19 protein-coding genes and 1 pseudogene are annotated in these 23407 nt (G+C 72.6%); 12 read left to right on the top strand and 8 right to left on the bottom strand.

Features of this window, described 5'->3' with window-relative positions; all coding sequences use genetic code 11:
* Positions 1-28 precede the first annotated feature (28 nt).
* From nth to ACFV20_RS16825, 3 genes are all read left to right on the top strand, one after another.
* Positions 29-1087, top strand: coding sequence for an endonuclease III (gene nth / locus ACFV20_RS16835; protein WP_385657171.1), 1059 nt, complete (start codon positions 29-31; stop codon positions 1085-1087).
* Between the two features lie 85 nt (positions 1088-1172).
* Entirely contained in the window at positions 1173-1868 is a 696-nt protein-coding gene (locus ACFV20_RS16830) for an NUDIX hydrolase (RefSeq protein ID WP_385657169.1), read from the top strand.
* Between the two features lie 13 nt (positions 1869-1881).
* Entirely contained in the window at positions 1882-3081 is a 1200-nt protein-coding gene (locus ACFV20_RS16825; protein ID WP_385657166.1) for a MarP family serine protease, read from the top strand.
* A gap of 155 nt (positions 3082-3236) precedes the next feature.
* Here ACFV20_RS16825 and ACFV20_RS16820 read toward each other — a convergent pair whose 3' ends face one another.
* The 6 genes from ACFV20_RS16820 to ACFV20_RS16795 form a co-directional block, all read right to left on the bottom strand.
* Complete coding sequence (locus tag ACFV20_RS16820) at positions 3237-3419, bottom strand: hypothetical protein (protein WP_079129072.1); 183 nt, start codon at positions 3417-3419, stop codon at positions 3237-3239.
* Positions 3420-3546: 127 nt separating this feature from the next.
* The gene (locus ACFV20_RS16815; protein ID WP_385657163.1) at positions 3547-4500 is read right to left on the bottom strand and encodes an alpha/beta fold hydrolase; all 954 of its coding nucleotides are present in this window, start codon (positions 4498-4500) and stop codon (positions 3547-3549) included.
* Complete coding sequence (locus ACFV20_RS16810; RefSeq protein WP_385657161.1) at positions 4497-4985, bottom strand: phage holin family protein; 489 nt, start codon at positions 4983-4985, stop codon at positions 4497-4499. The genes ACFV20_RS16815 and ACFV20_RS16810 overlap by 4 nt, the downstream gene beginning before the upstream one ends.
* Before the next feature lie 120 nt (positions 4986-5105).
* A complete protein-coding gene (gene nhaA, locus ACFV20_RS16805; protein ID WP_385657159.1) occupies positions 5106-6539 on the bottom strand; it encodes a Na+/H+ antiporter NhaA in 1434 nt (477 codons plus the stop codon).
* 169 nt (positions 6540-6708) lie between these two features.
* A complete protein-coding gene (gene acs, locus ACFV20_RS16800; protein WP_385657157.1) occupies positions 6709-8664 on the bottom strand; it encodes an acetate--CoA ligase in 1956 nt (651 codons plus the stop codon).
* Positions 8665-9186: 522 nt separating this feature from the next.
* Positions 9187-11556: a bifunctional SulP family inorganic anion transporter/carbonic anhydrase gene (locus tag ACFV20_RS16795; RefSeq protein ID WP_385657154.1), complete on the bottom strand. Its 2370-nt coding sequence runs from the start codon at positions 11554-11556 to the stop codon at positions 9187-9189.
* A gap of 290 nt (positions 11557-11846) precedes the next feature.
* On the opposite strand from ACFV20_RS16795, the gene ACFV20_RS16790 reads away from it, so the two are divergent.
* Together ACFV20_RS16790 and ACFV20_RS16785 are read left to right on the top strand one after the other, a co-directional pair.
* Positions 11847-13112, top strand: a complete 1266-nt coding sequence (locus ACFV20_RS16790) for a hypothetical protein (RefSeq protein WP_385657151.1) — start codon at positions 11847-11849, stop codon at positions 13110-13112.
* Positions 13113-13202: 90 nt separating this feature from the next.
* The gene (locus ACFV20_RS16785; protein ID WP_385657149.1) at positions 13203-14027 is read left to right on the top strand and encodes an oxidoreductase; all 825 of its coding nucleotides are present in this window, start codon (positions 13203-13205) and stop codon (positions 14025-14027) included.
* Between the two features lie 332 nt (positions 14028-14359).
* On the opposite strand, the gene ACFV20_RS16780 is transcribed toward ACFV20_RS16785, so the two are convergent.
* A complete protein-coding gene (locus ACFV20_RS16780; protein ID WP_385657146.1) occupies positions 14360-15193 on the bottom strand; it encodes an HAD family hydrolase in 834 nt (277 codons plus the stop codon).
* A gap of 584 nt (positions 15194-15777) precedes the next feature.
* Here ACFV20_RS16780 and ssd point away from each other — a divergent pair.
* The 7 genes and pseudogenes from ssd to ACFV20_RS16745 form a co-directional block, all read left to right on the top strand.
* Entirely contained in the window at positions 15778-16881 is a 1104-nt protein-coding gene (gene ssd / locus ACFV20_RS16775; RefSeq protein ID WP_385657143.1) for a septum site-determining protein Ssd, read from the top strand.
* On the top strand, positions 16878-18083 hold the full coding sequence (locus ACFV20_RS16770) for a TadA family conjugal transfer-associated ATPase (protein ID WP_385657141.1): 1206 nt from the start codon (positions 16878-16880) through the stop codon (positions 18081-18083). Before ssd ends, ACFV20_RS16770 begins: the two co-directional genes overlap by 4 nt.
* Positions 18080-18952 carry a type II secretion system F family protein gene (locus tag ACFV20_RS16765; RefSeq protein ID WP_385657138.1) on the top strand — a complete coding sequence of 291 codons (873 nt, stop codon included), beginning with the start codon at positions 18080-18082 and terminating at the stop codon, positions 18950-18952. Before ACFV20_RS16770 ends, ACFV20_RS16765 begins: the two co-directional genes overlap by 4 nt.
* On the top strand, positions 18949-19740 hold the full coding sequence (locus ACFV20_RS16760; RefSeq protein ID WP_385657135.1) for a type II secretion system F family protein: 792 nt from the start codon (positions 18949-18951) through the stop codon (positions 19738-19740). Before ACFV20_RS16765 ends, ACFV20_RS16760 begins: the two co-directional genes overlap by 4 nt.
* 75 nt (positions 19741-19815) lie before the next feature.
* Positions 19816-20025 (top strand): DUF4244 domain-containing protein, encoded by a 210-nt coding sequence (locus ACFV20_RS16755; protein ID WP_385657132.1) that lies wholly within the window; start codon positions 19816-19818, stop codon positions 20023-20025.
* Entirely contained in the window at positions 20012-20371 is a 360-nt protein-coding gene (locus tag ACFV20_RS16750; RefSeq protein WP_385657131.1) for a TadE family type IV pilus minor pilin, read from the top strand. Before ACFV20_RS16755 ends, ACFV20_RS16750 begins: the two co-directional genes overlap by 14 nt.
* Positions 20307-20774 (top strand): annotated as a pseudogene (locus ACFV20_RS16745) (Rv3654c family TadE-like protein); the annotation flags it as partial. The gene ACFV20_RS16750 and the pseudogene ACFV20_RS16745, both read left to right, overlap by 65 nt.
* A 40-nt stretch (positions 20775-20814) precedes the next feature.
* On the opposite strand, the gene ACFV20_RS16740 reads toward ACFV20_RS16745, so the two are convergent.
* Entirely contained in the window at positions 20815-23403 is a 2589-nt protein-coding gene (locus ACFV20_RS16740) for a DEAD/DEAH box helicase (protein ID WP_385657128.1), read from the bottom strand.
* Between the last annotated feature and the right edge of the window lie 4 nt (positions 23404-23407).

Raw genomic sequence — 23407 nt, 5'->3', positions numbered from 1 at the left:
AACGGCGAAACAGAACAAGACGGAACCAGTGAAGAAGGCGGCGGCCGCGAAGAAGGCCACCGCTGCGAAGAGGGGCGCCTCTGCCAAGAAGGCCGCCCCGGCGAAAAAGGCTGCCCCGGCGAAAAAGGCTGCCCCGGCGAAAAAGACTGCCCAGGCGGAGAAGGCCGCCCCGGGGAAGAAGGCCGCTCCGGCGAAGAAGGCCGCTGCCGTGAAGAAGGCGCCCGCGGCCAAGAAGGTCGTGGTCGCGCCCAAGAAGGCCATCGCCCGGGTCAAGGGCACCGCCCCCGCCAAGGCCGTCGTGCACCCGCCGGGCGACGAGTCGCGCACCGCCCTGGTCCGCCGGGCCCGCCGTATCAACCGCGAGCTCGCCGAGGTCTATCCGTACGCCCACCCCGAGCTGGACTTCGAGAACCCCTTCCAACTGGTCGTCGCCACGGTGCTGTCCGCCCAGACGACCGACCTGCGCGTCAACCAGACGACGCCCTCCCTCTTCGCGAAGTACCCGACCCCGGAGGACCTGGCCAACGCCAACCCCGAGGAGGTGGAGGAGATCCTCCGCCCGTGCGGCTTCTTCCGGGCCAAGACGAAGTCCGTCATAGGGCTGTCCAAGGCCCTGGTCGAGGAGTTCGGGGGTGAGGTGCCCGACCGGCTGGAGGACCTGGTGAAGCTGCCCGGCGTCGGCCGCAAGACCGCGTTCGTGGTGCTCGGCAACGCCTTCGGCCGCCCCGGCATCACGGTGGACACGCACTTCCAGCGCCTGGTGCGCCGCTGGCAGTGGACCGGCGAGACCGACCCCGACAAGATCGAGGCCGCCGTCGGCGCGCTCTTCCCGAAGAGCGAGTGGACGGACCTGTCGCACCACGTGATCTGGCACGGCCGCCGCATCTGCCACGCCCGCAAGCCCGCGTGCGGTGCCTGCCCGATCGCGCCGCTCTGCCCGGCGTACGGCGAGGGCGAGACCGACCCGGAGAAGGCGAAGAAGCTCCTCAAGTACGAGAAGGCCGGCCTCCCCGGTCAGCGCCTGAAGCCTCCGCAGGCCTACCTGGACGCGGGCGGCAAACCCGCGCCGCCCCTGGGGGCCGGATGATCCGCCCGTTCGGGGGGCCTTGGGCGGGCGCGGAACGAACTCAGGGGTGTCGGGCGTTGGACGCGGCAGGACGACGGGGGTGGCGATGACGCGTGCGAGCGACACACAGGGCGGGCCGGTGGTGCTGAGCAAGGACGGCCTGCCCGGCTGGCTGGACCCCGTGGTGCACGCCGTGGAGACCGTCCGCCCGACGCAGCTGAGCCGGTTCCTGCCGCCGAAGGACGGGGCGGGGCGGCAGTCCGCCGTGCTCGTCCTGTTCGGTGAGGGCGCGCACGGCCCGGAGCTGCTGCTCATGGAGCGCGCGAGCTCCCTGCGCTCGCATGCCGGCCAGCCCTCCTTCCCGGGCGGCGCCCTCGACCCGGAGGACGGCGACCCGTACGGCGACGGCCCGTTGCGGGCCGCCCTGCGCGAGGCGGAGGAGGAGACCGGTCTCGACCCCTCGGGCGTCCAGCTCTTCGGCGTCCTGCCCCGGCTCTACATCCCGGTCAGCGGATTCGTCGTCACCCCCGTGCTGGGCTGGTGGCGTGAGCCGAGCCCGGTCGGGGTCGTCGATCCGAACGAAACCGCCAGAGTCTTCACCGTCCCCGTGGCGGATCTCACGGATCCCGCCAACCGCGCGACGACGGTCCACCCCAGTGGCCACCGGGGTCCGGCATTTCTGGTCGAATCAGCCCTTGTCTGGGGTTTCACGGCCGGAATCATCGACCGCTTGCTGCACTTCGCGGGCTGGGAGCGCCCCTGGGACCGTGAGAAGCAGGTCCCCCTCGACTGGCGCGCATGACAGGGTGGCCTCCGTGAACGTGCTGGACATCTTGTTGCTGGTCGCCGCCGTGTGGTTCGCGGTCGTGGGATACCGCCAGGGGTTCGTCGTCGGCATCCTGTCGGTGATCGGCTTCCTGGGCGGTGGCCTCGTCGCGGTCTACGTACTGCCGGTCATCTGGGACGCGCTGACGGACAACGCGGAGGTGAGCACGACCGCCGCCGTGGTCGCGGTCGTCGTCGTCATCGTCTGTGCCTCCGTCGGCCAGGCCCTGACCACCCACCTCGGCAACAAGCTGCGCCGGCACATCACCTGGTCCCCGGCCCGGGCCCTCGACGCCACCGGAGGCGCTCTGGTCAACGTCCTGGCGATGCTCCTGGTCGCCTGGCTGATCGGTTCCGCCCTCGCGGGCACCACGCTGCCGACGGTCGGCAAGGAGGTCCGCAACTCCAAGGTCCTGCTGGGCGTCTCACAGGCCCTGCCGGACCAGGCGGCCACCTGGTTCGCGGACTTCTCCTCCGTCCTCGCGCAGAACGGCTTCCCGCAGGTCTTCAGCCCGTTCTCCAACGAGCCGATCACCGACGTCCAGCCGCCCGACCCGGCGCTCGCGAACAGCCCCGTGGCCGACCGCGCCCAGCGCTCCATCGTGAAGGTCACGGGCACGGCCCCGAGTTGCGGCAAGGTCCTGGAGGGCACCGGCTTCGTCTTCTCCGGCCGGCGCGTGATGACCAACGCCCACGTGGTGGGCGGAGTCGACGAGCCGACCGTGCAGATCGGCGGCGAGGGCAGGAAGTACGACGCCAAGGTCGTGCTCTACGACTGGCGGCGTGACATCGCCGTGCTCGACGTGCCGGACCTCAAGGCGCCCGTGCTGCGGTTCACCCCGAAGGACGCGAGCAGCGGCGACAACGCGATCGTCGCCGGCTTCCCGGAGAACGGGTCGTACGACGTGCGGGCCGCGCGCGTACGCGGCCGCATCACCGCCAACGGCCCGGACATCTACCACCGGGGCACGGTCCGCCGTGACGTGTACTCCCTCTACGCGACCGTCCGCCAGGGCAACAGCGGCGGCCCGCTGCTCACACCCGACGGCAAGGTCTACGGCGTCGTGTTCGCCAAGTCGCTCGACGACGCCGAGACGGGATACGCGCTGACCGTGGACGAGATCCAGGAGGACATCACCAAGGGACGCACGGCCAACCGCCAGGTGGGCAGCGACAGCTGCGCCCTGTAGGACGAGTCGTCAGGCCCTGCGGTCAGGCTCCCCGGACCGGCACTGTCGCCGGGCGTGTCGTCGGGCTCCTGCCGCCGGGTCCTGTCGTTCGGACCAGGCGGTGGACGCGGCGTCGTTGCCGCAGGTGTCGGGGTGTCACTCGCGCGAGTGATGTCTCAGTCGCGTGTGTGGCGCAGACGTACGGAGACCCAGCGGGCCCGGCGGCGGAGGATGCGCGGGATCCCCACCCTGGGATCCGCGGTCACCATCTGCGGTGCGCCGCTTCGCTGGTGGGGGTTCGTACCGCTCGCCGAGCGGCGATTGCGGGTTGCGTCACTGTAGTCGTGCGTCCAGCCCATACCCCGACGTGTGCCCCCGCCCCATGGTCGATAACCGCTCCCGAGGCGTCCAATTGGCCTATGCGTCGGGCAATTGGCCGTTCGTAGGACAAGCGTTCACGGGCCGGTACGGGGCGGGGTCGCCCGGTCACCGGTCGGGTTCGGGATCCCGCAGCCAGTTGACCAGTTCCGAGGAGAACGCCACGGGGTCCTCCTCGTGCGGGAAGTGCCCGAGACCGTCGAACAGACGCCAGCGGTAGGGGGCTTCGACGTACTCCCCGGACCCGGCCGCGCTGCGCGTGCGCATCACGGGGTCGAGCGAGCCGTGCAGATGGAGCGTCGGCACCCGCACGGGCCGCTTCATCCGCCGGTTGAACTGGATGCCGTCCGGGCGGGCCAGGGAGCGCACCATCCAGCGGTACGGCTCGACCGCGCAGTGCGCGGCGGAGGGGATGCACATGGCGCGACGGTAGGTCTGCAGCGCCTCGTCCTCGGGCGGGCGCGGCCCGGACCACTCCTGGATCAGCTCCGCCACCAGCGCCCCGTCGTCGGCGGTGAGCTGCCGCTCCGGGATCCAGGGCCGCTGGAACCCCCAGATGTGTGACCCGGCGCGGGTCTGCTTGACGTCCCGCAGCATGGCCGCACGCCAGCGCCGCGGGTGCGGCATGGACGCGACCGCCAGCCGCCGCACGAGCTTGGGGCGCATCGCGGCCGCCGTCCACGCGAGGTATCCGCCCAGGTCGTGGCCGACCAGCGCGGCGTCCGGCTCGCCGAGGGAGCGGATGACGCCGGTGACATCGAGCGCGAGGTTGGCGGGGTCGTAGCCGCGGGGGGTGCGGTCGCTGCCGCCGACGCCCCGCAGGTCCATGGCGACGGCCCGGAAACCCGCGTCGGCCAGGGCCACCAGCTGGTGCCGCCAGGTCCACCAGAACTGCGGGAAGCCGTGCAGCAGCAGCACCAGCGGCCCGTCGCCCAGCTCGGCGATGTGGAAGCGGGCGCCGTTGGCGGCGACGTCCCGATGGCTCCAGGGGCCGTCCAGCAGGACGGCCGGAGCCGCTGGTTCCGAAGGTGTCTGTCCCGCAGGGGTGGAGGAGCCCGTCATGACGACGAGCGTGCCACAGCCTCGATGGCCTCGGGGACCCGGTCCTGCACGAGCTCCGGACGCGGGTGCGGCTTGGCCTTCTGCAGCACGACCGCGCTCTCCTTCATCGACGCGGCGACCTTCTGCGGGCCCTTGCTCTTCTTGGCCTTCTTCGCGAAGGTCACGCCGATCAGCGCGAGCACCCCGGCGACCAGCACGTTCGCCGCGAAGGACAGCAGGAAGCAGACCGCGAGGTTCCAGTCGCTCCAGGTGCGGATGCCGTACGCCAGCGCGAAGTTCAGCATCGGCAGGGAGAAGATCAGTACCGCGCCGGCCGCCGAGAAGGCGCCGCCACTGGTCGCACCGCGCTTCACGTCCTGCTTGAGCTGCGCCTTCGCCAGCGCGATCTCGTCGTGCACCAGCGCCGACATTTCCGCCGTCGCCGAGGCGAACAGCTGGCCGATGCTGCGTTCGGCGCCGACCGGGCTGCCGTCGGGTGCGCTCATCGCGGTCTCCCTCTTCTGCGTACGGTCCGTTTTCCGCGTCTTGTTCCTGACCCGCCGCAGTCGTCCGACTGGGTACGGCCTGACTGCGTACGGTCCCGTCTTTTGTACCGTCTCGTCAGATCATGCCGGACGGTGGTGGTCCTCGCCTGCCCCGCCCGGTACTTCGGCAAGCCCGTGGCGCGCCGCTGCCTTCTCCTGGGCGATCCTGCGGTGCTCGGCGGCCTTGCGCTCGTAGAGGGCGGCGAGCCGCAGGTGGTAGGCCGGGTCGTCCTCCTCGTAGACGTCCGGGATGCCGTCGGCGTCCTCGTCGCGCTCCTCGTCCTCCCACAGGCGGCGGTACTTGGCGTTGCGGAGCTTCAGCAGGACGGTCGCGAGTGTCGCGGCGATGAGCGAGCCCAGCAGGACGGCGGCCTTGACCTCGTTCGTCATCGCCTGGTCGCCGTCGAAGGCGAGTTCGCCGATGAGGAGCGACACGGTGAAGCCGATGCCGGCGAGGCTCGCCACCGCGAACACGTCCGCCCAGGCGAGGTCGTCGCTGAGCGAGGCCCGGGTGAAGCGGGCCGTCAGCCAGGTGCCGCCGAAGATGCCGAGCGCCTTGCCGACGACGAGACCGAGGACCACACCGAGGGTCTCCGGCCGCGTGAACACGTCGACGAGCGCCCCGCCGGACACCGCCACGCCCGCGCTGAACAGCGCGAACAGCGGCACCGCGAGCCCCGCCGACAGGGGCCGTACCAGGTGCTCGATGCGCTCACCGGGGGAGTGGTCCTCGCCCTCGCGCCGGTGGCAGCGCAGCATGAGGCCCATGGCGACACCGGCGACGGTGGCGTGGATGCCGCTGTTGTACATCAGCGCCCAGACGACGAGGCCCAGCGGCACGTACACGTACCAGCCGCGCACGCCCGTACGCAGCAGCAGCCAGAAGAGCACCAGCCCCGCGACGGCCCCGCCGAGCGCGGCGAAGTTCAGGTCGGCGGTGAAGAACACCGCGATGATCAGGATCGCGAAGAGGTCGTCGACGACGGCGAGGGTCAGCAGGAACGCCCGCAGCGCGCTCGGCAGAGAGGTGCCGATGACGGCGAGGACGGCGAGCGCGAACGCGATGTCGGTGGCGGTCGGCACGGCCCAGCCCGCCAGCGAGCCGCCCCCCGCGCCGGCGGTGACGGTGTAGACGAGCGCCGGTACGGCCATGCCGCACAGCGCGGCGACGACGGGCAGCGCGGCGGCCTTCGGATCACGCAGGTCGCCCGCCACGAGTTCCCGCTTGAGCTCGATGCCGGCGACGAAGAAGAAGATCGCGAGCAGTCCGTCGGCGGCCCAGTGCGCGACGGACAGGTCGAGGCCGAGGGCGGCGGGGCCCAGGTGGTAGTGGGAGACGCTCTCGTAGCTGTCGTGCAGCGCGGGGATGTTCGCCCACAGCAGCGCCGTGACCGCGGCGGCGAGCAGCAGCACCCCGCCGACGGTCTCGGTGCGCAGCGCGTCCGCCACATAGGTCCGCTCGGGGAGCGACAGCCGGCCGAGGACCTTGCGGGTGGTGGAGCGGGGCGCGGTCACGAGGGAGACCTCCGGTCGGTGGGCAGGGCTGAACGCATGCCGACCAGACTTCCCGGCGCACCATCGAGCAATTGTTTTGCTTAGTTTAGCTAAAGGTGTGCCGGGGTGCACCTCAGGGCACCCGGCTCGCTGCCCGCCGGGTGCCCGTAGCCGGTTCCGCTACGCCTGCTCAGTCCTCGCCGGGCGCGGTCGGCAGCTTGGCCTGGATGAGGTCCATGACCGTGGAGTCGGTCAGCGTGGTGACGTCACCGAGCTGACGGTTCTCCGCGACGTCCCGCAGCAGCCGCCGCATGATCTTGCCGGAGCGGGTCTTGGGCAGCTCGGCCACCGGCAGGATCCGCTTCGGTTTGGCGATCGGGCCGAGGGTGTTGCCCACATGCGTGCGCAGCTCGGCGACCAGGTCCTCGGTCTCGGCGGCCGTGCCGCGCAGGATCACGAAGGCGGCGATCGCCTGCCCGGTCGTCTCGTCCGCCGCGCCGACCACGGCCGCCTCGGCGACCGCGGGGTGGGAGACGAGAGCCGACTCGACCTCGGTGGTGGAGATGTTGTGCCCGGAGACGAGCATGACGTCGTCGACCCGGCCGAGCAGCCAGATGTCGCCGTCGTCGTCCTTCTTGGCACCGTCACCGGCGAAGTACTTGCCCTCGAACCGCGACCAGTACGTGTCGATGAACCGCTGGTCGTCGCCCCAGATGGTGCGCAGCATCGACGGCCACGGCTCGGTGAGCACCAGGTAGCCGCCACCGCCGTTGGGCACCTCGTTCGCCTCGTCGTCGACGACCGTCGCGGAGATGCCGGGCAGCGGCGTCTGCGCGGAGCCGGGCTTCGTGGCGGTCACGCCCGGCAGCGGGGTGATCATCATCGAGCCGGTCTCGGTCTGCCACCAGGTGTCGACGACCGGGGTGCGGTCGCCGCCGATGTTCTTGCGGTACCAGATCCACGCCTCGGGGTTGATCGGCTCGCCGACCGAGCCCAGCACCCGCAGGCTGGACAGGTCGAACTTGGCGGGGATGTCGTCACCCCACTTCATGAACGTGCGGATCGCGGTCGGCGCGGTGTAGAGGATCGTCACGCCGTACTTCTGCACGATCTCCCAGAAGCGGCCCTGGTGCGGGGTGTCGGGCGTGCCCTCGTACATGACCTGCGTCGCGCCGTTCGCCAGCGGGCCGTAGACGATGTACGAGTGGCCGGTGACCCAGCCGACGTCCGCGGTGCACCAGTAGACGTCGGTCTCCGGCTTGAGGTCGAAGACGGCGTGGTGGGTGTAGGCGGTCTGCGTGAGATAGCCGCCGGAGGTGTGCAGGATGCCCTTCGGCTTCCCCGTGGTGCCCGACGTGTAGAGGATGAACAGCGGGTGTTCGGCGCCGAAGGCCTGCGGGGTGTGCTCGGCGCTCTGCCGCTCCACCAGGTCGTGCCACCACACGTCGCGGCCCTCGGTGAAGGCGACCTCCTGGCCGGTGCGGCGTACGACCAGGACGTGCTCGACGATGCCTGCCTTCTCCACGGCCTCGTCCACGGCCGGCTTGAGCGCGGACGGCTTGCCGCGCCGGTAGCCGCCGTCGGAGGTGATGATCACGCGGGCGTCGGCGTCCTGGATGCGGGTGGCGAGCGCGTCGGAGGAGAAACCGCCGAAGACGACCGAGTGGGCGGCGCCGATCCGGGCGCAGGCCAGCATCGCGATCGCCGTCTCGGGGATCATCGGCATGTAGACGGCGACCCGGTCGCCCGCCTGGACTCCCAGCTCCTGCAGGGCGTTGGCCGCCTTGGAGACCTCGTCCTTGAGCTCGGCGTAGGTGAGGGCGCGACTGTCGCCGGGTTCGCCCTCGAAGTGGATGGCGACCCGGTCGCCGTGCCCGGCCTCCACATGGCGATCGACGCAGTTGTAGGCGACGTTGAGCTCGCCGTCCTTGAACCACTTGGCGAACGGCGGGTTCGACCAGTCGAGGGTCTCGGTGGGCTCCTTGGCCCAGGTCAGCCGGCGGGCCTGCTCGGCCCAGAAGCCGAGCCTGTCAGCCTTGGCCTGTTCATACGCCTCCGCGGTGACGTTGGCGTCGGCGGCCAGGTCGGCGGGGGGTGCGAACCTGCGCTCTTCCTTGAGCAGGTTGGCCAGGCTCTCGTTGCTCACGGCATCTGCCTTTCCCAGGGTGTCCGTTGTGTCCCAGGCCACAGCTCATCAGACCCGGGGGTGCGATGACAAGGGCCGACCGCCGATTGGTTTAGACCTCTTGGCGGTGCGGTCGGGGCCGGGGGTCATCCGTACCCACGGACGCCGACCAGGGAAGGTTCACCGGCGCGGGGCCACCGGCGCGGGGCACACTCCCGGCCCTGGGGGGCCGGACGGGATCCGCCCCGCCCCGGCGTGCGGGGCGGGAGACGTCCTGACCGGGCGGGCCGGCTGACCGGGCGGACCGGCCCGGAGGCGCCCTCGCACGGCGTGCCGGGTGGGCAGGCGATGTGGCGGGGCGCCGGGCGGGAAGACGATGTGGCGGGGCGCCGGGCGGGAAGACGATGTGGCGGGGCGCCGGGCGGGAAGACGATGTGGCGGGGCGCCGGATGGGCAGGCGATGTGGCGGGGCGCCGGCCGGGAAGACGACGTGGCGGGGCGCCGGGCCCGGACGATGTCCCGGCCCGGCGCCCCGTGCCGCGCTCATGCCGTCAGGTCGGACTCCCTCACGCGGTCGAAGACGCCACCCGCGTCCGTCTCGGTGAGCAGGTACGCCTCGGCCTCGCCCACGTGGAAGTACATGCCGTGCAGCTCCAGGGCGCCCTCGTCGAGGGCCCGGGCCACCGAGTCGTGCGCGCGCAGGTGCTCCAACTGCTGGACCACGTTGGTCAGGCAGAGCTGCTCGACCGCGTCCTCGGGGGCGCGCCCGGCGAGGCTGCCCCAGGGCAGACGGTCGTCGGCCATGCGCTCCAGACTCGGCAACCCGTGCCGCAGCCACCGCTTCAGCGGGGTGCGGGCGCCGCCGGGCTCGGAGTTGAGCAGCGCCTGCATGGCGCCGCACCCCGAGTGCCCGCAGACCGTGATGGACCGCACCCGCAGGACGTCCACGGCGTACTCGATCGCCGCCGCCACCGAGTCGTCACCGCTCTCCTCGCCCGGGCGCGGGACGAGGTTGCCCACGTTGCGCACGACGAACAGGTCGCCCGGCCCGCTGGAGGTGATCATCGAGGTGACCAGCCGGGAGTCGGCGCAGGTGAGGAAGAGCTGCGACGGCTGCTGCCCCTCTCTCGCCAGCCGGGCCAGCTCGCTGCGCACCAGGGGTGCGGTGTTGCGCTGGAACGCGCTGATGCCACGCGCCAGTTCGTGCCCGCTGGCTCCGCCGGGGCCCGTCGGGTCCGGCTCGGAGCGGTCCGACCCGTCCGGGTTCTTCTCGGCAGGGGGTGCGGACTGGGGGCCGTCGCACTGGTGGTTGCGCCAGGGTGTCCAGGGCCGGCAGCGGCAGTCGCCGGAGGTCTGGGGCTCGGAGATACGGATGCCGGGATGCCGGCCGGTGATCTCGACGGTGCCGCCCTGCGCGGTGTGCGTCTTCTGCCAGTCCTGCAACGTCTCGTACGCGGCGTGGTCCATGAACGACCCGTCCAGCTCGACGACGGTGTCGGCGCCGTGGGGCACGAGGTGCAGGGCCCGGCTGAGCCGTGGCACCGCGAGGAACGTCAACTGGCCTCTGACGTGTACGTGATGGACTCCTTCCCTCTCTTCGTGCGTGATGCGGGTGCGGGTGAGGCGGTGCAGGGCGACGCCGACGGCCGTGGCGATGCCGAGCGCGACGCCCTCCAGGACGCCGAGGGAGACCACGCCGAGGGTGGTGACGGCGTAGACCCACACTTCACGGTGGCGGGTCACCGTGCGGATGTGGTTCAGGGACACCATCTGGATGCCGACGGCCATCACCAGGGCGGCGAGCGAGGCGAGCGGGATGAGCTCCAGGATCGGGACCATCAGCAGCGTGGCGATCACTACGAGAACGCCGTGCAGCATCGTGGAGTTCCGGCTGACCGCGCCCGCGTGGACATTCGCCGAACTGCGCACGGCAACACCGGCGATGGGCAGTCCGCCGAGCGAGCCGGAGACGATGTTGGCGGCGCCCTGTCCGAGCAGTTCGCGGTCGAGGTTCGAGCGCCCGACACGGGGCGGCAGACCCGGGCGGGCGGCCACCAGCTTGTCCACGGCGACCGCGCCGAGCAGGGACTGCACGCTGCACACCAGCGTGGTGGTGAGCACGGCGGCGACCAGGCCGAGCACGGGGCCCTCGGGGAGTCCGGCCAGGGCGTGATTGCTCCAGGACGGCAGGTCGACCTTGGGCAGGCGGAGCCCGGCGAGGGCGGCGGCCGCGGTGGCTCCGCCGACGGCCACGAGCGCCGCCGGGACCTTGCGCAGCAGGCGTCCGGCCCGGCCGGGAAGTCTCGGCCAGAGCAGCAGCAGCGCCAGGGTCAGGACGCTCACGGACACGGCCGCCGGGCGCATGTGCGCCAACTGGGCGGGCAGCGCGAGGAGGTTGTCCGGGACGGAGCTCTGCGGTGTGCCGCCGAGCACGATGTGCAGCTGGGCGACGGCGATGGTGACGCCGATCCCGGCGAGCATGCCGTGCACGATGGCGGGGCTGACGGCGAGGGCGCCACGGGCCACGCGCAGGCAGCCCAGGCCCAGTTGGGCGAGGCCGGCGAGGACGGTGATGGCGCAGGTCGTCCGCCAGCCGTAGCGCTGGATGAGGTCGGCGGTGACGACGGTGAGCCCGGCGGCGGGGCCGCTCACCTGGAGGGGGGAGCCGCCGAGCCGCCCGGCGACGAGCCCGCCCACGGCCGCGGCCACGAGGCCGGCCTGGAGGGGGGCGCCGGTGGCCAGGGCGATGCCCAGGGACAGGGGGAGTGCGATGAGGAAGACCGCGATCGAGGCCGAGATGTCGGCACCCGCGATCCGGAAGCGGCGGGGTCCGGTCGGCGGCGGACTGTGGGGTGGATGGGTGCGCTCGGTCTGGTTCGGGTCGGCGGCGCGTGTGGGGACGCAGGCTGACATGGTTTCCCGTCTCCTCCGGGGCTGCGCGGTCGCGTGAAGGGGGTCCGCTCGGGGCGGGGGTATCGGTCGCGGCGGTCACGGTGTAATGCGGCGGGATGAAACAACGTTCGGTAAACGGATCGTAATGCAGAGTAAAGGGCGGGCATAGACTTTACGGGCAAATGGGTTCATAAATCACCCTGAAGAGTGAAGTAGCTATTTGGTCGGCTTGTCGTACTAATTCCTTCTCGGTCTCGTGCGAATTTGGCGGCGCTGTCCGCACCCGAGAGAAGGAAGAAGGTGGGCGGAACATGGCCGCCACCCCCAGGATCGCCGCGGGCTCCGTCATCGCCGCGGTCTGCGCCGCATCGCTCGCCGGCTGCGCGACCGGCACCCCTCAGCAAGAGACCCCGGATCGGCAGAAGCCGACGCCCGCACAGGCACCGAAGAGCGCGGTCCGGCTGATCGGAGACGGCTCCACCGCCTACACCGGCGCCCAGCCGCACCTGCCACGCCCCGAACGCCTGCGGCCGGGCCAGAAGCCCCCGCAGTTCGTCGTCTTCTCCTGGGACGGCGCGGGCGAGGACAGCCAGAAGCTGTTCTCGCACTTCCGCAAGGTCGCCAAGGAGAACAACGCGACCATGACGTACTTCCTGAGCGGCGTGTACATGCTGCCGGAGGAGAAGCGCGACCGGTACCGGCCGCCGCAGCACTCCCCGGGCCGCTCCGACATCGGCTTCAACGACCGCGACGGCATCGCCGCCACCGCCAAGCAGCTGCGCCTGGCGTGGCTGGAGGGCAACGAGGTCGGCACCCACTTCAACGGCCACTTCTGCGGCAGCGGCGGCGGCGTGGGCGAGTGGTCGGTGCAGGACTGGAAGGACGAGATCTCCCAGGCCAAGCAGTTCGTGAAGACCTGGAAGACCAACACCGGCCTGAAAGACGCCGCGCCGCTGCCCTTCGACTACGACAAGGAGCTGATCGGCGCCCGCACCCCCTGCCTGGAGGGCCAGCGCAACTTCATGCGCGCCGCGAGCGACCTGGGCTTCCGCTACGACACCAGCGGTGTGAACGACCAGGTCTGGCCGAAGAAGAAGATGGGCCTGTGGGACCTGTCGATGCAGCTCGTGCCGTTCCCCGGGCACTCCTTCGAGCAGCTCACCATGGACTACAACTTCATGGTCAACCAGTCGGGCACCAAGACCCAGGGCAACCCCGCCATGCACGACTTCTGGGGCGACCAGATGCGCGACGGCCTGCTCAAGGGCTTCTCACGGGCCTACAACGGCAACCGGGCGCCGCTGATCATCGGCAACCACTTCGAGTCCTGGAACGGCGGCACGTACATGCGGGCCGTCGAGGAGGTCGTCGAGACCGTGTGCACCAAGGAGGAGGTGCGCTGCGTCTCGTTCCGGCAGCTCGCGGACTGGCTCGACGCCCAGGACCCGAAGACGCTGGAGAAGCTGCGCACCCTGCAGGTGGGCCAGGCGCCCAAGGAGGGCTGGGCGTCCTTCCTGTCGGACCGGCCCGCCCCGGCGCCCAAGGGCGTACCCGGGGCTCCGGCGGCCGGGAGGTAGCCCTCGGGGCGGACGTCGCGTGGCGCACGCGCGCGTGAAGATGGCCACTCCGCCGCGGGGCGGGGCTCAGGGGTGCGTAGGGTCGTACTCATGAGTACAGCAGGCGCGAGCGCCGATCCCCTCGCGGCCCTGGGGGCGCTGCCCTCGGTGGCCGATTCCGTGGAGTCCGTACGCAAGGCCGTGGACCGGGTCTACGGACACCGGATCATGCGGCGGCGCAGCAACGCCATCACCTCCGAGGCCGCTCTGCGCGGCGCCCGCGGCTCGGCCGCGCTGTCCGGCGCCGACTGGGCCCTGGAGGAGGTCCGCCGGCGCACGGACTTCAGCGGTGACGACGAGGCCCGCACGGTGGGTGCCGCACTGCGGCTCACCGCGGAGGCGGGCCAGCTGCTGTCGATCTGGCGTCAGTCACCCCTGCGGGTGCTGGCCCGGCTGCACCTGGTGGCCGCGGCGGACAAGGCGGACCAGGTGGGACGGCCGCGGCAGGAGGGCGAACCGGTCGACGAGCCGCTCGTCGGGCTGCCGCTGCCGAGCGCCGACGAGGCGCACGGCAGGCTGGACGGACTGGCCGGGCTGATCATCGCGGGCGGTTCCGCGCCGGCGCTGGTGACGGCCGCCGTCGTGCACGGCGAACTGCTCGCTCTGCGCCCCTTCACCTCCCACAACGGCCTGGTCGCGCGCACGGCCGAGCGCATCGTCCTGGTCGGCAGCGGGCTGGACCCGAAGTCGGTCTGCGCGGCCGAGGTCGGCCACGCCGAGCTGGGGCGGGACGCCTACCTGGAAGCCCTCGGCGGGTACGTCTCCGGTACCCCGGAGGGCGTCGCCGCCTGGATCGCCCACTGCGGCCGGGCGGTCGAACTGGGGGCGCGCGAGTCGATGGCGGTGTGCGAGGCGCTGCAGCGCGGAGCGGCGTGACATCGCCCGGAGACAATGATGCGGCGGTACGAGTTCTCGTACCGCCGCTGGCATGAGCACCGGGTTACCAAGCGTCCTCGATATGTGCCCATCAGGCCGGGAGCTTTGCCCGTCACCTGGTGCGGCTGGCCCGTATTCGACGGGTCGACGTCGCGTGGGTGCCCGGTGTTCATGCGCGGTCCGTGGGGCCAAATGCGTAAAAAGGTGATCCTCTCGGATGTCCTTGGTCTCGCGGGCCGTTGGATCCTTTGTACTCCTGCCCCGCAACAAGCGGAAGCCCAGGCTGTACTTCTTTACTTTCGGGTTCACACAAGAAGCGGTGTCGCCGCAGGTCAAGCGACCGTCGCCCGGCGCCGGTTCGCATACCAGACGAGTCCCGCGGTGGCCGCCGCGGCGCCTATCGCGGCGACGGCGACGAGCGCCGGGCGCGGCGGTACGGCGAACGCGGGGATGCGCTGCTTGAGCCGTACCGGGCGGTGGAAGTCCAGGATCGGCCACCCGCGCGCGAGGGCCTCGCGGCGCAGCGCCCTGTCCGGGTTCACGGCATGGGGATTGCCGACGGACTCCAGCATCGGCACGTCGGTCGCCGAATCGCTGTAGGCGTAGCAGCGGCTGAGGTCGTATCCCTCGGACTCGGCCAGCTCCCTGATGGCCTCCGCCTTGGTCGGTCCGTAGGCGTAGTACTCCACGTCGCCGGTGAAGCAGCCGTCGTCGCCCACGACCATGCGGGTGGCGACCACGCGGTCCGCGCCCAGCAGCTCGCCGATCGGCTCGACCACCTCCGCGCCCGACGTGGACACGATCACGACGTCGCGGCCGGCGGTGTGGTGCTCCTCGATGAGGGAGGCGGCCTCGTCGTAGATGATCGGGTCGATCAGGTCGTGCAGCGTCTCGGCGACGATCTCCTTGACCTGCTGCACGTTCCAGCCGCGGCACAGGGCCGACAGATATGCGCGCATGCGCTCCATCTGGTCGTGGTCCGCGCCGCCGGCGAGGAAGACGAACTGGGCATATGCGGTACGCAAGACGGCCCTGCGGTTGATCAGACCGCCTTGGTAGAACGACTTGCTGAACGTGAGCGTGCTCGACTTCGCAATGACCGTCTTGTCCAGGTCAAAGAAGGCGGCTGTGCGGGGCAGCGAGTGGTTTTCCACGTCCCAGAGCATAGGGGCAGCCCATTCGGCGTAAGGTGGGGCGCGTGGGTTTGCCTGAGAAGGCTCTCGGGTACACCATGGAAGTCACGGATCGTTCGCGACCGTGCTAACCCGGCCCGACTCCTCCCCCCCCCGAGTCGGCCGTGGGGACGACCCCCGCTCTCCCCCCCGGCGGGGGTCGTCGCATGTCCGGGTGGGTTTTTCCTCCTCAGCGCGGCCTCGCAACCGTTGGGGCGTGGCTTTCGGCAGGGTCTTGTCATGTGCATGACCTGTAACGGCGTGTAGTCGTCGGACTGCTCTGTGGAGGTCGTACACAGGCGCTGAGTGGCTCACCGGTATGGGTGACGGCGATATTCACAACTCCCGGCACGTCCACAGTTATCCACCAAGATCCACACGATTTCCGGGATCGCTGCACCGTGATTCCAGCGCGTCCCGCTCGCGGCGAGTTCCTGGCCGGTTCCGAGTACCCGGGGAGCGTTTGGCCGGTTTCTGTCGGCCGTTCAGAGGGAGACCGCTTGTCGGTTCTTCCCACGTATGGGAATCGCGGGGCCGCAGTGGCTCTGCGAGTCATGCAGCGAAGGGGGTTGGAAACCGTGGCCGGAACCGTCACACACGATCCGCCGCCGGCCGCCGGAGGGCGGCAAGGGGGACCGCTGATCGTCACCGAGGACACCGAACTTCTCGACGATCTGCTCCGCCTGTGCGCGGCAGCCGGCGCCACACCCGAAGTGCACCACGGAGTGCCGGAGCACAGAGGCAGCTGGGAGGCCGCACCGCTCGTCCTGGTCGGTGACGACGCCGCGCGGCGGGTGCGCGGGGCCGCCCGCAGAAGGGGCGTCGTCCTCGTCGGCCGGGACCAGGACGACTCGGGGGTGTGGCGCAGGGCCGTCGAGATCGGCGCCGAGCACGTCCTGATGCTTCCCGACGGCGAGCAGTGGCTGGTCGACCGGATCGCCGACGTGGCCGAGGGAGTCGGCCGGCCCGCCCTCACCGTCGGCGTCATCGGCGGCCGGGGCGGGGCCGGAGCGTCCACGCTCGCCTGCGCCCTCGCCGTCACCTCCGCGCGGGAGGGGCTGCGCACCCTCCTAGTGGACGCCGATCCGCTGGGCGGCGGACTCGACGTCCTCCTCGGCGGCGAGACGGCCGAAGGACTGCGCTGGCCCGCCTTCGCCTCCTCGCGCGGACGGGTCGGCGGCGGAGCCCTGGAGGAGTCGCTGCCCGAGCTGCACGCACTGCGGGTGCTCAGCTGGGACCGCGGCGACCGGATCGCGGTCCCGCCGCAGGCGGTGCGCGCCGTGCTCGCGGCGGCCCGGCGCCGGGGCGGCACCGTCGTGGTCGACCTGCCGCGCCGGATCGACGACGGCGTCGCCGAGGTCCTCTCCCAACTGGACCTGGGCCTGCTGGTGGTGCCGGCCGAGCTGCGGGCCGTCGCCGCCGCCGGGCGGGTGGCCTCCGCGGTCGGCATGGTCCTGCGGGACCTGCGGGTGGCGGTGCGCGGGCCGTACCCACCGGGTCTCGACGACCGTGAGGTGGCCCGCCTACTCGGACTGCCCCTGGTCGGCGAGGTGCCGGCCGAGCCGGGCCTGTCCCGCCCGGACGAGGGCACGGCACCACCGGGCGCCGCCCCGCGAGGACCGCTCGCCCGCTTCTGCAAGGAGTTCTGGGAGCGCGCACTCGTCGAGGCGGGTACGGCGTGAGCACCCCGGCCGCACTGGAGGGCGCGGCACTGCTCGACGGGGTGCGGCGGTGGCTGGCCGACAGCGGGGCCGAGCCGACGCCCGCACGCGTGGCGCAGGCGCTGCGGGAGCAGGGACGGGTCCTCGGGGACGCCGAAGTCCTCGGAGCGGCCGCGCAGTTGCGGTCCGAGCTGGTCGGAAGCGGGCCGCTGGAGCCGCTCCTCGCCGATCCGTCGGTGACGGACGTGCTGGTGTCGGCCCCGGACCGGGTCTGGGTGGACCGGGGCGGCGGACTGGAGCTGACGCCGGTGCGGTTCGCGGACGCGGCGGCCGTGCGGCGTCTCGCCCAGCGCCTCGCCGCGGTGGCGGGTCGCCGGCTGGACGACGCCCGGCCCTGGGCCGACGCCCGGCTGCCCGACGGGACGCGGCTGCACGCGGTGCTGCCGCCGGTGGCCGTGGGCTGCGCCTGCCTGTCGCTGCGGGTCGTCCGGCCGCGCGCCTTCACGCTCGGCGAGCTGGTCGCGGCGGGCACGGTGCCGCCGGGCGGGGATCGCATGCTGCGCGCCCTGCTCGACGCCCGGCTGTCCTTCCTCGTCAGCGGCGGCACCGGCACCGGCAAGACCACGCTGCTGAGTGCCCTCCTGGGGCTGGTGGGGCCGGGCGAGCGGATCGTCCTCGCCGAGGACTCGGCGGAACTGCGGCCCGACCACCCGCACGTCGTGCGGCTGGAGACCAGACCCGCCAACCAGGAGGGCGCAGGCCTCGTCACCCTCGAGGACCTGGTGCGCCAGGCGCTGCGGATGCGGCCGGACCGGCTGGTCGTGGGCGAGGTGCGCGGGCCCGAGGTGGTGCATCTGCTGGCCGCGTTGAACACGGGCCACGAGGGCGGCTGCGGGACGGTGCACGCCAACGCCGCCGCCGATGTGCCGGCCCGCCTGGAGGCCCTCGGCACGGCGGCGGGACTGGACCGGGCCGCACTGCACAGCCAGTTGGCGGCAGCCCTCTCCGTGGTGCTGCACCTGGTGCGCGACCGGGCCGGGCGGCGGCGGATCGCCGAGGTGCACGTGCTGGAGCGGGACGCCTCGGGACTGGTGCGGACGGTGCCGGCGCTGCGGTGGGGCGCGGAGGCATTCGGCCGCGAGCGCGGATGGGAGCGGCTGAGGGCACTGCTGCGGGACGGAGCGAGTGACATGGAGCCGGGTGAAGGAGGGGGTGCGACATGACCGGGGCGTCCGAGATGTCGGTGGGTGCGGCCGTGGCCTGCATGGGGGCCGCTGTCTGGATGCTGGGCGAACGCGAGGAGGCGGCCAGGCGGGCGCGGCTGCTGCTCGCGCAGGGCGGCCACACCGGAAGGGCGTCGCCCGGGTGGTGGTGGACGGCCGACGGGCTGTGGCGGGTCCGCGGGCGGCTGCGCGCCGAGTGGTGGTCGCCGGTGGCGGGACTGCTGCTGGCAGTGCTCGGGACGTCGGTGCTGCCGGCCGTCCTGGGAGCGGCCGGGGTGCCGTTGCTGCGACGGGCCCGGCTGGCCGCCTGGGCGCGGCGGGACCGGGAACGCCGGACGGACGCGGTGATCGCGCTGTGCGGGGCGCTCGCCGGCGAGGTGCGGGCCGGGCGACAGCCGGGAGAGGCGCTGCTCCGGGCCGCCCGGGACTGCGACGGACTCGGGGACGCGCAGTCCACGGTGCTGGCGGCGGCGCGGTTCGGCGGTGACGTCCCGGACGCGCTCGCCACCGCGGCACGGCAACCGGGTGCCGAGGGGCTGCGGGGACTCGCGGCGTGCTGGCGGGTGGCCGTGGACCAGGGCGCGGGACTCGCGGCCGGACTCGACCGGCTCGCCGCGGCCCTGCGCGCCGAGCGTGACCAACAGCAGGACCTCCGGGCCCAGTTGGCGGGCGCCCGGGCCACGGCGGTGATGCTCGCCGGGTTGCCGGCGCTGGGGCTTCTCATCGGCACCGCCCTGGGCGCCGACCCCCTCCACGTCCTGCTGCACACCGGGGCGGGCCTGGGCTGTCTTGCGGCGGGCGGAGCGCTGGAGGGCGCGGGGCTGTGGTGGGTGCGGCGGATCGTGCGGGGCGCGGAGGAGGCGGCGTGAGCGGGGAAGCCGTCCACAGGCTGGGGGCGGCCATGGGGATGGCCCTGGCCGCGGTATGGGTGGTGCGTCGGCTGGTGCGGGCGCGGCGCCGCCGGAGGATCCGCCGGCGGCTGACCGAGCTGGCCGGCGTCCGGGAAGCGGCGGTCGCCGTCCCCCGGCCGGAATGGCGCGGGGCCGCACGGAGGTGGTCGGCCCCCGTGGGCGTGGCATGCGCCGGATGGGTGCTGGTCGGAGGCCTCGCCGGGGCCGCGGTGGGCCTCGTCGGCGCGGTGGTCGTGTGGCGGTGGCGGCTGAGGCGGGACACGGCCGAGGCGGACCCGGGCGCGCCCGGACTCGCGGAGGCGGCCCGGCAACTGCCCCTCGCCGCCGACCTGCTGGCGGCGTGCATCGCGGCGGGCGCCGGCCCGGTCGTCGCGGCCCAGGCGGTGGGTGAGGCCTTGGGCGGACCGGTCGGCGACGCCCTCGCCCGGGGTGCGGCGGAGGTACGGCTGGGCGGCGAACCCGGCTCGGCCTGGCGGAGGTTGGGAGCCCTGCCGGGCGCCGGAGGTCTGGCCCGGCTGCTCGAACGGGCCGATGTGTCCGGGTTGCCCGCGGCGGTTCCGGTCGCACGGCTCGCCGCGGACGCCCGGGCCGACTGGGGCCGCGCCGCGACGGCCAGGGCACGCCGGGCGGGCGTGATGGTCAGCGCGCCGGTCGGGCTCTGCTTCCTCCCCGCGTTCATCGCGGTCGGCGTGCTGCCCGTGGTGATCGGACTCGCGGGCGGGGCGCTCGGAGGAGGTGGTGGATGACACGGCAGCGGACCCGGAACCAGTGAACGACACGACGAAAAAACGAAGTTCGGACTCTTTCCTACGGGGGTTGAGATGTATCAGGCGGTACGGGCACGGCTGTGTGCCCTGGTGTGCGGGATGCGTACGGCGCGGCGGGACGCGGGGATGGTCACATCCGAGTACGCGATGGGAATCGTCGCCGCGGTGGCGTTCGCCGTGGTGCTCTACAAGGTCGTCACGAGCGGCCCGGTCAGTGCGGAGCTGCAGAACATCGTGAAGGGCGCCCTCAATGCGCGGATGTGAGCGGGGCGCTGACCGGGGCTTCGTCACGGCGGAGTCGGCCGTGGTGCTGCCCGTGCTGGTGATGTTCGCGATGGCGCTGGTGTGGGGGCTGCTGGTGGTGGCGGCACAGATCCAGTGCGTGGACGCGGCGCGGACGGGCGCGCGTGCGGCGGCCCGACAGGACCCGCCCGGCGCGGTCGTGGAACTGACCCGGGAGGCGGCACCGCCCGGCGCGAAGGTGACGGTCAGGCGGGACGCGGAGCACGTCCGGGTGACCGTTGTGGCCGAGCCGCCGGTGCTGCGTGGTCTCTCCTTCGCCGTGCGCGAGGAGGCCGTGGCATCGGTGGAGGAGGCGGTGGGCACGTGAGTCGTGCGGAGTGGAGGCGGGGTCGGGGCGGGGATCCGCCGGGGGCGGGAGCGCCGGTGAGGAGGCGGTGGGGGCGGTGGGGCACGTGAGCGCGTGCGGAGTGGAGGCGGGGTCGGGGCGGGGATCGGTCGGGGGCCGGAGCGCCGGTTCGGACCGCGGCTCCGCCACCGTGTGGAGCGTCGGAGCGATCGCCGTGCTGTGCGTGGTCTTCGGTGTGGTGCTCGCGCTCGGGCAGGCCGTGGTCGTCCGGCACCGTGCGGCGGGCGGCGCCGATCTCGCGGCGCTCGCGGCGGCGGACCACTGGGCCGACGGGGGTGCGACGGCCTGCGGCCGGGCGGGGCGGGTGGCCCGGGCGCAGGGCGTGCGGCTGGTGCGGTGCGAGGTCGCCGGGGAGATCTCCGACGTGACGGCGGCGTCGGGGTGGGGGCCGTTCACGGTGGAGGTCAGGGCGCGGGCGGGGCCTCCGACGGTTCCGCTGCGTCTCCCGGCGACCGCCGGGGCGCCTCGCTCCCTGCAGTCCCGTCCCCTGCCGTTTCGTCCCCCGCCGTCTCGCCCCCTGGCGCCTCGTCCCCCGGCTGCTTCTCCTCCGGGGCTCCCTCCAGCAGCACGGTGAGGAGCCGCACCGCCCCCCTCTTGTGCAGCGGGTCGTTGCCGTTGCCGCACTTGGGGGACTGGATGCAGGACGGGCAGCCGGCGTCGCATTCGCAGGACGCGATGGCCTGGCGGGTGGCGGTCAGCCAGGTGCGGGCGGTGTGGAAGGCGCGCTCCGCGAAGCCCGCGCCGCCCGGGTGGCCGTCGTAGACGAAGACCGTGGGCAGGAGCGTGTCGGGGTGGAGCGGGATCGACACGCCGCCGATGTCCCAGCGGTCGCACGTCGCGAAGAGGGGCAGCAGGCCGATCGACGCGTGCTCGGCGGCGTGCAGCGAGCCGCCGAGGATCTCCGGATCGATCCGGGCGCGGTCCAGCTGGTCCTCGGTGACGGTCCACCACACGGCGCGCGTGCGCAGCGTACGAGGAGGGAGGTCCAGTTTCGTCTCGCCGAGGACCTCGCCCGTGATGAGCCGACGACGCAGGAAGGAGACGACCTGGTTGGTGACCTCGACGGAGCCGTAGCAGAGGCGGCCATCGCCCCAGGGGACCTCCACGTCCGTCTCCAGGACGGAGATGGACGTGGTGTCGCGGGCGACCGTGGAGTACGGCGGGGCGGCCTCCTCGACGAGGGCGACGGATTCCTCCAGGTCCAGCGACCGCACCAGGTAGGTGCGGCCCTGGTGAAGGTGGACCGCCCCTTCGTGCACCGTCGAGTGCGCGGCGCCGGCGTCGACCGTGCCGAGCAGCCTGCCCGTGCCGGTCTCGACGACCTGGACCGGACGTCCGCCCTCACCGCGGATGTCCGTCAGATCGGCGGCGCGCTCACGGCGGGTCCAGTGCCAGGCCCTGGTGCGGCGGCGCAGCAGCTTCGCCGCCTCCAGCTGGGGCAGCAGGCCCTCGGCGGCCGGGCCGAACAGGTCGAGGTCCTCGTCTGTCAGGGGCAGTTCCGCGGCGGCCGCGCACAGGTGCGGGGCCAGCACGTAGGGGTTGTCGGGATCGAGCACGGTCGATTCGACGGGCCGGTCGAACAGCGCCTCGGGATGGTGGACGAGGAAGGTGTCCAGCGGGTCGTCGCGGGCGACCAGGACGGCCAGCGCCCCCTGGCCGGCCCGTCCGGCCCGGCCCGCCTGCTGCCACAGGGAGGCCCGGGTGCCCGGGTAGCCGGCGATGACGACCGCGTCGAGGCCGGAGATGTCGATGCCGAGTTCGAGGGCGTTCGTCGCGGCGAGGCCCAGCAGTTCACCCGAATGGAGGGCTTGTTCGAGAGCGCGCCGCTCTTCCGGGAGATAGCCGCCCCGGTACGCCGCGACACGCCGGGACAGCGACCGGTCGACCTCGGCCAGACGTTCCTGGGAGATCACCGAGATCAGTTCGGCGCCACGCCGGGAGCGGACGAAGGCGACCGAGCGCACGCCCTGCACGGTCAGGTCGGTCAGCAGGTCGGCGGCCTCCGCGGTGGCCGTACGGCGGACGGGGGCGCCCTTCTCGCCGTGCAGCTCGGTCAGCGGCGGCTCCCACAGGGCGAACACCAGTTCACCACGGGGGGAGGCGTCGTCGGCCACCTCCAGCACCGGCAGGCCGGTGAGGCGGCGAGCGGCCACCGCGGGTTCCGCGGCCGTCGCCGAGGCCAGCAGGAACACGGGCGACGCGCCGTAGCGGGCACACAGCCGGCGCAGCCGGCGCAGCACCTGGGCGACGTGTGATCCGAAGACGCCGCGGTAGGTGTGGCACTCGTCGATCACGACGTACTTCAGCGACTTCAGGAAGGAGGCCCAGCGGGGGTGGGACGGCAGGATGCCCCGGTGCAGCATGTCCGGGTTGGTCAGGACGTAGTTGCCGTACTGGCGGATCCACTCGCGCTCCTCGAACGGAGTGTCGCCGTCGTACACGGCGGCGCGTACCGCATGGCCCAAGGGGTGTGAAAGTTCCTTCACGGACCGGCACTGGTCCGCCGCGAGCGCCTTGGTGGGGGACAGGTAGAGGGCGGTCGCGCCCCGGCCGTTCGGGGCCTCGGCGCCGTCCATGAGGGTGGACAGGACGGGCACGAGGTAGGCCAGGGACTTGCCGGAGGCGGTACCGGTGGCGACCACGACCGACTCGCCGTCCAGGGCGTGCTCGGCCGCCCGTGCCTGGTGGGCCCAGGGATGCTGGATGCCCGCGGCCGTCACGGCCGCCACGACCTCGGGGCGGATCCGGTCGGGCCAGACGGCATGGCGACCCGCACGCGGGGGCAAGTGCTCCGTATGAGTAATGCGCGAAGCCCTGCTCGGACCGGACGCGAGCCGGTCCAGGACCGCGCCCGGCGCGGGCCGGGAGGCGGGGTCCGTCGGGGTTCGATCGGATCGGTGATTCTTGGCCATCGGCACCGAGTGTGTCACTGGCGTGACGGACAATGGAGCCAAGGCGTCGTGCACGCCTGCCGGTAAGTGATTGAATGCCATCGCG

This window comes from Streptomyces sp. NPDC059696 (assembly GCF_042733745.1).
GTDB lineage: Bacteria > Actinomycetota > Actinomycetes > Streptomycetales > Streptomycetaceae > Streptomyces.
The sequence above is the reverse complement of the archived record's forward strand: the minus strand, read 5'-3'. Positions and strand labels throughout refer to the sequence as shown.